Origin of the sequence: Xenorhabdus santafensis (assembly GCF_033949405.1) — a bacterium.
In the GTDB taxonomy this organism is placed as follows: Bacteria; Pseudomonadota; Gammaproteobacteria; order Enterobacterales; family Enterobacteriaceae; genus Xenorhabdus; species Xenorhabdus santafensis.
The window spans coordinates 17,227-28,964 of record NZ_VCDN01000012.1; the positions used below are offsets into that span (position 1 = coordinate 17,227).

11 protein-coding genes are annotated in these 11,738 nt (G+C 46.8%); all 11 read left to right on the top strand.

Going from position 1 to position 11,738, the window contains the following annotated elements:
- The first annotated feature begins 12 nt into the window (after positions 1-12).
- The 11 genes from atpB (at position 13) to FE392_RS02990 (ending at position 11,699) form a co-directional block, all read left to right on the top strand.
- Positions 13-837 carry a F0F1 ATP synthase subunit A gene (atpB, locus tag FE392_RS02940; protein ID WP_319928740.1) on the top strand — a complete coding sequence of 275 codons (825 nt, stop codon included), beginning with the start codon at positions 13-15 and terminating at the stop codon, positions 835-837.
- A gap of 46 nt (positions 838-883) precedes the next feature.
- Positions 884-1,126 carry a F0F1 ATP synthase subunit C gene (gene atpE, locus FE392_RS02945; protein ID WP_319928741.1) on the top strand — a complete coding sequence of 81 codons (243 nt, stop codon included), beginning with the start codon at positions 884-886 and terminating at the stop codon, positions 1,124-1,126.
- 58 nt (positions 1,127-1,184) lie between these two features.
- A complete protein-coding gene (gene atpF, locus FE392_RS02950) occupies positions 1,185-1,655 on the top strand; it encodes a F0F1 ATP synthase subunit B (RefSeq protein ID WP_045967709.1) in 471 nt (156 codons plus the stop codon).
- A 12-nt stretch (positions 1,656-1,667) separates the two neighbouring features.
- On the top strand, positions 1,668-2,201 hold the full coding sequence (gene atpH / locus FE392_RS02955; protein ID WP_319928742.1) for a F0F1 ATP synthase subunit delta: 534 nt from the start codon (positions 1,668-1,670) through the stop codon (positions 2,199-2,201).
- A 14-nt stretch (positions 2,202-2,215) separates the two neighbouring features.
- Positions 2,216-3,757, top strand: a complete 1,542-nt coding sequence (atpA, locus tag FE392_RS02960; RefSeq protein WP_319928743.1) for a F0F1 ATP synthase subunit alpha — start codon at positions 2,216-2,218, stop codon at positions 3,755-3,757.
- A 73-nt stretch (positions 3,758-3,830) separates the two neighbouring features.
- Positions 3,831-4,694: a F0F1 ATP synthase subunit gamma gene (gene atpG / locus FE392_RS02965; RefSeq protein WP_319928744.1), complete on the top strand. Its 864-nt coding sequence runs from the start codon at positions 3,831-3,833 to the stop codon at positions 4,692-4,694.
- Positions 4,695-4,728: 34 nt separating this feature from the next.
- A complete protein-coding gene (gene atpD / locus FE392_RS02970) occupies positions 4,729-6,111 on the top strand; it encodes a F0F1 ATP synthase subunit beta (protein ID WP_319928745.1) in 1,383 nt (460 codons plus the stop codon).
- A 21-nt stretch (positions 6,112-6,132) separates the two neighbouring features.
- On the top strand, positions 6,133-6,555 hold the full coding sequence (locus FE392_RS02975; RefSeq protein WP_319928746.1) for a F0F1 ATP synthase subunit epsilon: 423 nt from the start codon (positions 6,133-6,135) through the stop codon (positions 6,553-6,555).
- Positions 6,556-6,755: 200 nt separating this feature from the next.
- Complete coding sequence (gene glmU, locus FE392_RS02980) at positions 6,756-8,141, top strand: bifunctional UDP-N-acetylglucosamine diphosphorylase/glucosamine-1-phosphate N-acetyltransferase GlmU (protein WP_319928747.1); 1,386 nt, start codon at positions 6,756-6,758, stop codon at positions 8,139-8,141.
- Between the two features lie 343 nt (positions 8,142-8,484).
- Entirely contained in the window at positions 8,485-10,314 is a 1,830-nt protein-coding gene (gene glmS / locus FE392_RS02985; protein ID WP_319928748.1) for a glutamine--fructose-6-phosphate transaminase (isomerizing), read from the top strand.
- A gap of 263 nt (positions 10,315-10,577) precedes the next feature.
- Entirely contained in the window at positions 10,578-11,699 is a 1,122-nt protein-coding gene (locus FE392_RS02990; RefSeq protein WP_319928749.1) for an aminotransferase class V-fold PLP-dependent enzyme, read from the top strand.
- Positions 11,700-11,738 lie beyond the last annotated feature (39 nt).

Sequence of the window (11,738 nt, forward strand, 5' to 3'; positions counted from 1 at the left end):
GTAAAAAGCATCATGTCTGCATCAGGAGAAGTTTCAACTTCAGAGTATATAAGCCACCATCTGAGGCATCTTCAGTTGGACTTACGTACTTTTGAGTTGGTCAATCCCAACGCTAGTGGTTATGAGGCGACGTTCTGGACATTGAACATTGACTCGCTTTTTTTCTCCATCGTATTAGGAATGTTATTTCTATTTGTGTTTAGAAGAGTTGCGGTTCGTGCTACTGACGGCGTACCGGGGAAATTTCAGACTGCAGTAGAAATGATAATCGGTTTTGTTGATAACACGGTTCGTGATATGTATCACGGCAAGAGCAAAGTGATTGCCCCTCTGGCTTTGACTGTGTTCGTTTGGGTGTTGTTGATGAACGCATTGGACTTGCTGCCAATCGATCTTATTCCTTTAGTTGGTGAACATATCTTCGGCTTACCTGCTCTGCGTATTGTTCCAACCGCAGATGTCAGTGTCACCTTGTCGATGGCTCTCGGTGTCTTTGTTCTCATTTTGTTCTACAGCGTTAAGATGAAAGGAATTCGTGGTTTTGCGAAGGAGCTGACATTGCAGCCTTTCAATCACCCACTGTTTATTCCAATTAACTTAATTTTGGAAGGGGTCAGCTTGCTGTCTAAACCTATATCACTCGGTCTGCGACTGTTTGGTAATATGTATGCCGGCGAATTGATCTTTATTCTTATAGCGGCTCTTTTACCGTTTTGGTCACAGTGGCTACTTAGCCTGCCATGGGCGATTTTCCACATACTGATTATTACGTTACAAGCCTTTATTTTCATGGTTCTGACGATTGTTTATCTGTCGATGGCATCTGAAGAACATTAATATTTATCAATAATAGTGATTTAACTGAAACAAACTGGAGACTGTCATGGAAAACCTGAATATGGATCTGCTGTACATAGCTGCCGCTATTCTGATGGGTCTGGCGGCTATTGGTGCTGCGATCGGTATCGGCATCCTCGGAGGTAAATTCCTGGAAGGCGCTGCTCGCCAACCTGATCTGATTCCTCTGCTGCGTACGCAGTTCTTTATCGTCATGGGTCTGGTTGACGCCATCCCTATGATCGCTGTGGGCCTGGGCTTGTATATGATGTTCGCTGTTGGCGGTTAATAAAACCGTAGAACTGAATATTACGCCAATTCATTAATTGAAATAGAGGTATTGTGCAGTGAATATTAACGCAACAATCCTCGGCCAGGCCATCGCGTTTGTCCTGTTTGTTTTGTTCTGCATGAAGTATGTATGGCCACCAATTATGGCGGCCATTGAAAAGCGTCAGAAGGAGATTGCTGACGGTTTGGCTTCGGCAGAGCGTGCCAAAAAGAACCTGGACTTAGCGCAAGCCAATGCGACCGACCAACTGAAAAAAGCGAAAGCGGATGCGCAAGTTATCATTGAGCAAGCTAATAAACAAAAAGCTCAAATCATTGATGACGCGAAAGCGGAAGCTGAGCTGGAACGTAACAAAATCGTAGCGCAAGCGCATGCTGAAATTGAAGCTGAACGCAAACGCGCTCGTGAAGAGTTACGTAAGCAGGTTGCGATGCTGGCTATCGCAGGTGCCGAGAAAATCATCGAACGTTCCGTGGATGAAGCTGCTAACAGCGACATCGTTGATAAACTGGTCGCTGAACTGTAAGGAGGGAGGGGCATGTCTGAATTTGCTACGGTAGCTCGCCCCTACGCCAAAGCAGCTTTTGACTTTGCTGTAGAACACCAATCTATTGAACACTGGCAGAACATGCTGGCGTTTGTTGCTGAGGTTACTCGCAATGAGCAGGTTGGTGAGCTGCTTTCCGGTTCATTAGCACCGGAAACGTTAGCCAAGACCTTTATCACCATTTGTGGTGAGCAGGTTGATGCGCATGCTCAGAACTTTATTCGTGTAATGGCAGAAAATGGGCGCTTGTTGGCATTGCCAGAAGTTGTCCAGCAATTTATCCAATTGCGTGCGTCACTTGAATCAACCATTGATGTTGAAGTGATTTCTGCGACCGAACTGAATGAGCAGCAGCAGGCTAAAATTTCTGCGGCGATGGAAAAACGTCTGTCACGCAAAGTGAAGCTGAATTGCAAAATTGATAAGTCTGTTATTGCCGGTGTAATTATCCGCGCGGGTGACATGGTGATCGATGGCAGTATTCGTGGCCGTCTGGATCGTTTAACAGACGACTTGCAGTCTTAAGGGGACTGGAGCATATGCAACTGAATTCCACCGAAATCAGCGAACTGATCAAACAGCGTATTGCTCAGTTCAATGTCGTGAGCGAAGCTCACAATGAAGGTACGATTGTTTCCGTTAACGACGGTATCATTCGTGTCCACGGTTTAGCCGATGTCATGCAGGGTGAAATGATCGCTCTGCCTGGCAACCGTTACGCAATTGCACTGAACCTGGAGCGCGACTCTGTAGGTGCGGTTGTTATGGGTCCATACGCTGACTTAGCCGAAGGCATGAAAGTTAAGTGTACTGGCCGTATTTTGGAAGTACCTGTTGGTCGTGGCTTGCTGGGTCGTGTTGTTAACACACTGGGTGAACCAATCGACGGCAAAGGTGCTGTTGAGCATGATGGCTTCTCACCTGTTGAAGTTATTGCGCCTGGCGTTATCGATCGCCAATCCGTTGACCAGCCTGTCCAGACCGGTTACAAATCCGTTGATGCCATGATTCCAATTGGTCGTGGTCAGCGTGAGCTGGTAATCGGTGACCGTCAGACGGGTAAAACCGCTCTGGCTATCGATGCTATCATCAACCAGCGTAATTCCGGTATCAAATGTATCTATGTTGCTATTGGTCAGAAAGCTTCTACCATTTCCAACGTAGTTCGTAAGCTGGAAGAGCACGATGCACTGGAAAACACCATCGTTGTTGTTGCATCCGCATCAGAATCTGCGGCCCTGCAATACTTGGCGCCATATTCTGGCTGTGCGATGGGCGAATACTTCCGTGATCGTGGCGAAGATGCACTGATTGTTTACGATGACCTGTCTAAACAGGCTGTTGCGTACCGTCAGATTTCTCTGTTGCTGCGTCGTCCACCTGGACGTGAAGCATTCCCTGGTGATGTTTTCTATCTCCACTCCCGTCTGTTGGAGCGTGCTGCGCGTGTTAACGCTGAGTACGTTGAAAAATTCACTAATGGTGAAGTGAAAGGCCAAACGGGTTCTCTGACTGCATTGCCAATCATTGAAACTCAGGCTGGTGACGTTTCTGCATTCGTACCGACAAACGTTATCTCCATTACTGATGGTCAGATTTTCCTTGAATCTTCTCTGTTCAACTCCGGTATCCGCCCTGCGGTTAACCCAGGGATTTCCGTATCCCGTGTAGGTGGTGCTGCACAGACTAAGATCATCAAGAAACTGTCTGGTGGTATCCGTACCGCTCTGGCTCAGTATCGTGAACTGGCAGCATTCTCTCAGTTTGCTTCAGATCTGGATGATGCAACGCGTAAGCAGTTGGATCATGGTCAGAAAGTAACTGAGCTGTTGAAACAGAAACAATATCAGCCAATGTCAGTTGCACTGCAGGCTCTGTCTCTGTTTTCTGCTGAGCGCGGTTACCTGGAAGATATCGAAATCGCGAAAGTGGTCAGTTTCGAAGCTGCTCTGTTGGCGTATGCTAACCGTGAACATGCTGATCTTCTGAAAGAGATTGACCAGTCTGGTGATTACAACGGAGAGATCGAAGCTAAGCTGAAAGCTCTGTTGGAATCCTTCAAGGCGACTCAGTCCTGGTAACACTATTCGGCCCTGTTTAATTTTATTTAATTAAAATAACACGGGCCGTCTGGTTGAATTCGGAGAAGCAGAAATGGCCGGCGCAAAAGAGATACGTACCAAAATCGCCAGTGTGCAAAATACGCAAAAAATCACTAAAGCGATGGAAATGGTCGCCGCGTCCAAAATGCGTAAAACGCAGGATCGCATGGCGGCCAGCCGTCCTTACGCAGAGACCATTCGCAGTGTGATTGGACACCTTGCGTTAGGTAATCTGGAATACAAACATCCCTACCTTGAAGAGCGTGAAGTTAAGCGTGTTGGGTACGTGGTTGTTTCGACTGACCGTGGTTTATGTGGCGGTTTGAACATTAACCTGTTCAAAAAATTGCTGATAGAAATGAAAGACTGGTCTGATAAAAACGTCCAAGTTGACTTGGCGCTTGTCGGATCGAAAGGGGTTTCTTTCTTTTCTTCTGTTGGTGGCAACATTGTTGCCCAGGTAACAGGGATGGGAGATAACCCATCATTGTCCGAACTGATCGGGCCAGTCCACGTCATGATGCAAGCATATGACGAAGGGCGTCTGGATAAACTGTATATAGTGGCAAACAAGTTCATTAATACAATGTCTCAGGTTCCGACAATTACTCAGTTATTGCCTCTGCCAGCCGGAGACGATGAAACACTGAAGAAGAAGTCCTGGGATTATCTGTATGAACCTGATCCTAGAGCGCTGTTGGATACCCTTCTGCGCCGTTATATAGAATCGCAAGTTTATCAGGGCGTCGTTGAAAACCTGGCTAGTGAACAGGCCGCACGAATGGTAGCGATGAAAGCCGCGACCGATAACGGTGGCAACCTGATCAAAGAGTTGCAGTTGGTTTACAACAAGGCTCGTCAGGCCAGTATCACTCAGGAACTCACCGAAATCGTTTCGGGTGCTTCTGCGGTTTAACAGCTAGGTTTACGAATTACGTAGAGGATTCAAGATGGCTACTGGAAAGATTATCCAGGTAATCGGCGCCGTAGTGGACGTCGAATTCCCTCAGGACAGCGTACCAAAAGTATACGATGCCCTTGAGGTTAAAAACGGTGAAGAAAAATTGGTGCTGGAAGTTCAGCAGCAGTTGGGTGGTGGTATCGTTCGTTGTATCGCAATGGGTACTTCTGATGGCCTGCGCCGTAATTTGGAAGTAACAGACTTAGGACATCCAATCGAAGTTCCAGTGGGTAAAGCAACACTGGGCCGTATCATGAACGTATTGGGTGATCCGATTGACATGAAAGGTGATATCGGCGAAGAAGAGCGCTGGTCAATTCACCGCACAGCACCAACTTACGAAGAGTTGTCCAACTCTCAGGATCTGCTGGAAACCGGTATAAAAGTCATGGACTTGATCTGCCCATTTGCTAAGGGTGGTAAAGTTGGTCTGTTCGGTGGTGCGGGTGTAGGTAAAACCGTTAACATGATGGAGCTTATTCGTAACATCGCGATTGAGCACTCAGGTTACTCCGTATTTGCCGGTGTTGGTGAGCGTACCCGTGAAGGTAACGACTTCTACCATGAAATGACTGATTCAAACGTACTGGACAAAGTATCTCTGGTATACGGTCAGATGAATGAGCCACCAGGAAACCGTCTGCGTGTTGCTTTGACCGGTTTGACCATGGCGGAAAAATTCCGTGATGAAGGCCGTGATGTTCTGTTGTTCGTTGACAACATTTACCGTTATACCCTGGCAGGGACAGAAGTATCTGCACTGTTGGGCCGTATGCCATCTGCGGTAGGTTATCAGCCAACACTGGCGGAAGAAATGGGTGCTCTGCAAGAGCGTATCACTTCAACCCAAACAGGTTCTATCACTTCCGTACAGGCCGTTTACGTTCCTGCGGATGACTTGACTGACCCATCACCAGCGACAACCTTTGCTCACTTGGATGCAACCGTTGTATTGAGCCGTCAGATCGCATCTTTGGGTATTTACCCTGCGGTTGACCCACTAGATTCAACCAGTCGTCAGCTTGATCCACTGGTTGTTGGTCAAGAGCACTATGATGTGGCTCGTGGCGTTCAGTCTATCCTGCAACGTTATCAGGAACTGAAAGACATCATCGCCATTTTGGGTATGGATGAACTGTCTGAAGACGATAAACTGGTTGTGGCACGTGCCCGTAAGATCCAGCGCTTCCTGTCTCAGCCATTCTTCGTAGCAGAAGTCTTCACTGGCTCACCAGGTAAATTCGTTTCTCTGAAAGATACCATCCGTGGCTTCAAAGGCATCCTGAACGGTGATTATGACCACCTGCCAGAGCAGGCGTTCTACATGGTTGGTACCATCGAAGAAGCTGTGGAAAAAGCGAAATCGCTTTAATACGGCTGACGGGAGGTTGATATGGCTGCAATGACGTTCTCCCTGAACGTAGTCAGTGCTGAAAAACAGTTGTTTGAAGGGCTGGTACAAAAAATTCAGGTGACAGGTAGTGAAGGTGAATTGGGGATTTATCCTCAACACACGCCACTGCTTACTGCCATAAAACCGGGCATGATACGTATTGTTAAGCAGTTTGGCGAAGAAGAGTTTGTCTACCTATCTGGTGGTACTCTTGAAGTTCAGCCAAACGGCGTTATCGTACTGGCTGATACAGCGATCCGTGGTAAGGATTTGGACGAAGCTAAAGTGCTTGAAGCCAAGCGCAAGGCGGAAGAACACATCCGTAATTCTCACGGCGATGTTGATTATGCTCAGGCATCTGCTGAATTGTCGAAAGCGATCGCGAAGCTTCGCGTTATCGAACTGACAAAAAAAATGATGTAATAAGTACCCGGTAGATTTCAGGTGGCAGGCAATAAAGCGGCAACTTGAAAAAAGGGTACAGGCAGTGAGATAAAAAGCCAGTTGGTGAAAGCTAACTGGCTTTTTTGCTTTTATTGCATTTTCGCGTTACGAAATATGTGGCAATTTATTTTGCAAACGAGTTTACTTTCATACATAAAATTGGAATTGTCAGGTTTCTTATGTCTATTATCTCAAACAGTAACAGTGCTAAAAGTGTCGTGATCCTTGCTGCGGGCAAAGGTACCCGCATGTACTCTGCTCTTCCCAAGGTTTTGCACTTGCTGGCAGGTAAGCCGATGGTTCAGCATGTCATTGACACAGCAATGGAACTGGGTACCCAAAATGTTCATCTTGTCTACGGACATGGCGGTGACTTGATGAAACAAACACTTTCCAATCAAAATGTAAATTGGGTATTGCAGGCTGAGCAGCTTGGTACGGGTCACGCCATGCAGCAGGCAGCCCCGCATTTTTCCGATGATGAAGATATTATTATCCTTTACGGTGATGTCCCTCTGATTGCCAAAGATACTTTAGAGCGTTTGATCGAGGTAAAACCAGCAGGTGGAATTGGTTTATTGACTGCCATTTTGGATAACCCAACAGGATATGGTCGTATCATTCGTGAAAATGGCGAAGTAACGGGTATTATCGAACAAAAAGATGCCACCGAAGAGCAGCGTAAAATCAACGAAATCAACACGGGTATTTTGGTCGCCAATGGCGGTGATTTGAAACACTGGTTATCTAAGTTGGAAAATAACAATGCGCAGGGAGAATATTACCTGACCGATATTATCGCATTGGCACACCAAGAAGGCCGCCAAATCAAGGCAGTACATCCAAGTCGTTTAAGTGAAATGGAAGGAGTTAACAATCGCCTTCAGCTTGCTACATTGGAGCGTATTTACCAGTCTGAACAGGCCGAAAAACTACTGTTGGCGGGCGTCATGCTATTGGATCCTGCTCGCTTTGACCTGCGAGGAACACTGGAACATGGCCGTGATGTGGTGATTGACACGAATGTCATTATCGAAGGGCACGTCACACTGGGAAATAATGTTCATATCGGCTCTGGTTGTATTCTGAAAAACTGTGTTATTGGTGATGGCTCGGTAGTTAGCCCTTACACCGTAATCGAAAACTCAGAGCTTTCAACTGAGTGTACCGTAGGGCCTTTTGCTCGTTTACGCCCGGGCACTAAACTGGCTGAAAAAGCCCACGTTGGCAATTTTGTTGAAATGAAAAAAGCCACTCTTGGCAAAGGCTCCAAAGCTGGTCATTTGACTTACCTTGGTGATTCTGAAATTGGCAACAATGTAAACATCGGTGCAGGAACCATTACCTGCAACTATGATGGTGCTAATAAGTTTAAAACCATTATTGGCGATGATGTATTTGTCGGTTCTGATTCCCAGCTTGTTGCGCCTATTACAATCGAAAAAGGCGCAACGATCGGTGCGGGAACAACAGTCACAAAAAACGTTGCTGAAAATGATCTGGTCATCAGTCGAGTGAAGCAAACTCATATTAAAAACTGGCCACGACCAGTTAAGAAAAAATAAATAAGATATACCAATAAAAAATCCCCAATAAATTTCAAGTTGCGGCGCGGCGGTCAGTGAACGAAGCCGGCGACGCTGTGGCTTGAAAGATGAAGGGGACAATCCCCCAATCTCTACAAAGCTCGGGGGCGGCAAACGCCATAACGCGATTTGCTGTAAGACAATCAGGTTGTGCGACATAAAAAGGGTTAAATATACCAATGGATTTCAAGTTGCTTCGCGGAGGCAAGTGAGAGAATCCTCAGAAGCATAGATAACTATGTGACTGGGGTGAACGAATGTAGCCAACAAAGAGGCAGCTTGAAAGACGAAGGGTATGGCCCTGTTTTTAGGAATAAAACACATGTGTGGAATTGTTGGTGCTTGTGCACAACGAGATATTGCAGAAATATTGATCGAAGGTCTTCGTCGTCTGGAGTACCGTGGTTATGACTCTGCAGGTATGGCTGTCGTTGACAGTGAAAACCGTATGACACGTCTGCGTGAAGTCGGCAAAGTACAAATGTTGGCGGATGAAGCGGACAAACAGCCAGTTATTGGCGGCACAGGGATTGCCCATACCCGTTGGGCGACTCACGGAGAGCCTAATGAGCGTAATGCTCATCCTCATGTTTCTGAACATATTGCAGTCGTACATAACGGCATTATTGAAAACCACGAAGAGCTACGCGAAGAATTAAAAGCGCGAGGTTACATCTTCTCTTCCGATACAGATACTGAAACCATTGCCCACCTTGTGCATTGGGAGCAGCAGCAAGGCGGCTCACTACTGGAAGTGATCCAGCGCGTGATCCCGCAATTGCGTGGCGCTTACGGCACTGTCATTATGGATAGTCGTAACCCTGACGTGCTGGTAGCAGCGCGTTCTGGCAGCCCATTGGTTGTTGGCTTGGGTGTCGGTGAAAATTTCCTGGCCTCTGACCAACTGGCGTTATTGCCTGTGACCCGCCGCTTTATCTATCTGGAAGAGGGCGACATCGTAGAAATCACGCGCCGTACGGTTCGCATTTTTGATGTGAACGACGAAGCCGTTGAACGCGAGCAGATTGAATCCAACGTCCAGTACGATGCAGGTGACAAGGGTGTTTATCGTCACTACATGCAAAAAGAGATTTACGAACAACCGATGGCTATTAAGAGCACATTGGAAGGTCGTTTCAGCAACGGTCAGGTCAATCTGTCAGAGCTGGGCGCTAACGCGGCAGAACTGTTGTCTCAGGTTGAACACATCCAAATCGTTGCTTGCGGAACCTCTTATAACGCGGGCATGGTTTCACGTTACTGGTTCGAATCATTGGCAGGAATTCCATGTGACGTGGAAATCGCTTCTGAATTCCGTTACCGCAAGCCAGCACGCCGTAAAAACAGCCTGTTGATCACTTTGTCCCAATCAGGTGAAACGGCTGATACCTTGGCAGCCCTGCGCTTATCCAAGGAACTGGGTTACCTGACTTCGTTGACCATTTGTAACGTTGCGGGTTCCTCTCTGGTACGTGAATCCGAATTTGCCCTGATGACCAAAGCCGGCGCTGAAATCGGTGTTGCATCCACTAAAGCCTTCACCACGCAGTTAACTGTATTGTTGATGCTGGTGGCTTACATGGGGCGTCTGAAAGGCGCTGATGCAACATTGGAGCACGACATTGTTCATGCCTTGCATGCCCTGCCAAGCCGCATTGAAAGTATGTTGTCCAAAGACAAACTGATCGAAGCATTGGCGGAAGACTTCTCTGAAAAGCACCACGCCCTGTTCCTTGGCCGTGGCGATCAATACCCGATTGCGGTTGAAGGTGCGTTGAAACTGAAAGAGATCTCCTACATTCACGCAGAAGCCTATGCTGCGGGTGAGCTGAAGCATGGCCCATTGGCACTGATTGATGCGGATATGCCGGTGATCATCGTTGCACCAAACAACGAACTGCTGGAAAAACTGAAATCCAACATTGAAGAAGTCCGCGCCCGTGGTGGTGAACTGTACGTCTTCGCGGATCAGGATGCAGGTTTCACCAACAGCGAAAACATGAAGATCATCCCTCTGCCATACGTAGAAGAACTGATCGCCCCGATCTTCTATACCGTTCCTCTGCAATTGTTGTCTTACCATGTTGCATTGATCAAGGGTACCGATGTGGATCAACCGCGTAACTTGGCTAAATCGGTGACGGTGGAATAGGGTTAATATTTTAAATACCCCTTAAAGCAAATTAAAAAATTAAAGTCTTCTAAATCCGGTTATGCTATTCATAGCCGGATTTTTTATGCTCAGATTGAAGCATTTTCTGGGCAGCGGCTGCGTTATGTCAGTTAACAGGAATTGTTAAGATATCAGCATCCTGCATTTGGCTGGGCCAAAACTGCTCTACCAAAAAAACATATTATGACCTTACCGTAGATTTCATCACAGTTGATACTCTAGCCCCTAGAAAGGAGAGTTGTGTGGCGATAACCATTCCAGAAAAACTAATTCCCTCTGATCCCCGCTTCGGTTGTGGTCCGTCATTAATTCAGTTGGATGACTTGACTCAGCTTAAAGAGAAAGGGCCCCATTTGCTAGGTACCAGTCATCGTAAGGAGCCGGTGCGGGCACTATGCCGCGAGATTCAGAATAATCTGAGAAAATACTTATCGATACCAGACAGTTACAGTATTGTTCTGGGTAACGGCGGTGCTACAGTACTGTTCGACATGATTGGTCTTGGACTGGTCAAAACACGTATTATTCATCATGTGTGTGGTGAATTTTCCGACAAATGGTTTAAAGCCTCTAGCCGTATTTCGTGGATCCAATCGGAGAAAGTTGTTGTGGATAATGGGCAGGCGAACTCCATTTTTTTCACCGAAGGAGCCGATGTAGTCGCTTTAACCTTGAACGAAACCTCTACAGGTGTGATGAACACGAATATGCCTGAAGTTGGTGAAAATTGCCTGCTGGCGGTAGATGCAACTAGCGCTGCCGGGCAAATTGCTTGCGATCTGACACTCGTGGATGTCTTTTTTTTCTCTCCGCAAAAGGTTTTTGCCAGTGAAGGTGGCCTGTTTGTCGCTATCCTGTCACCGAAGGCAAAGGAGCGTATTGTAGAAATTGCCATCAATGCTAATCGCTATATTCCAGTTTTCGCCGATTGGAGGATGGCGCTCAGTAATAGTGAGCAGCAACAAACCTATAATACTCCTGCTGTAGTAACGTTATTCCTATTTGCCGAGCAATTAAAGCGCATGAATGCGCTGGGTTTCTCTGAAGTTGAACGTCAGGCTAAGGAAAAAGCAGTATGGATTTATCAATGGGCTCAATCCCGGGAGTATTTGTCAGTTTATGTCGCTGAAGCTGAATCCCGTTCCACTACCGTTGCCACCATTGATGTAGCTGATTTTGTTGCCGTGGACAAATTGACCCATTACCTGGACAAACAGGGGCTGGCATATGGTATTGAAGGCTATCGGGCTCTAGGGCGTAACCAGTTACGCATTGCTCTATTTCATAACATCGCTTTTGACGACTTAAAAAAGCTCACCGCTCTGATTGATTTCCTTATCAGCAGCGGCGAGTTTGCTGCCTAAAATCACTGATGCTCCTATCTTTGGGGCTATCTGATGATC

What these genes read in the sequence shown, in the direction of transcription:
- glmU (WP_319928747.1), top strand. Translation starts at nt 6,756, where the DNA reads ATGTCTATTATCTCAAACAGTAACAGTGCTAAAAGTGTCGTGATCCTT.
- FE392_RS02975 (WP_319928746.1), top strand. Translation starts at nt 6,133, where the DNA reads ATGGCTGCAATGACGTTCTCCCTGAACGTAGTCAGTGCTGAAAAACAG.
- atpB (WP_319928740.1), top strand. Translation starts at nt 13, where the DNA reads ATGTCTGCATCAGGAGAAGTTTCAACTTCAGAGTATATAAGCCACCAT.
- atpA (WP_319928743.1), top strand. Translation starts at nt 2,216, where the DNA reads ATGCAACTGAATTCCACCGAAATCAGCGAACTGATCAAACAGCGTATT.
- atpE (WP_319928741.1), top strand. Translation starts at nt 884, where the DNA reads ATGGAAAACCTGAATATGGATCTGCTGTACATAGCTGCCGCTATTCTG.
- atpD (WP_319928745.1), top strand. Translation starts at nt 4,729, where the DNA reads ATGGCTACTGGAAAGATTATCCAGGTAATCGGCGCCGTAGTGGACGTC.
- atpH (WP_319928742.1), top strand. Translation starts at nt 1,668, where the DNA reads ATGTCTGAATTTGCTACGGTAGCTCGCCCCTACGCCAAAGCAGCTTTT.
- atpG (WP_319928744.1), top strand. Translation starts at nt 3,831, where the DNA reads ATGGCCGGCGCAAAAGAGATACGTACCAAAATCGCCAGTGTGCAAAAT.
- glmS (WP_319928748.1), top strand. Translation starts at nt 8,485, where the DNA reads ATGTGTGGAATTGTTGGTGCTTGTGCACAACGAGATATTGCAGAAATA.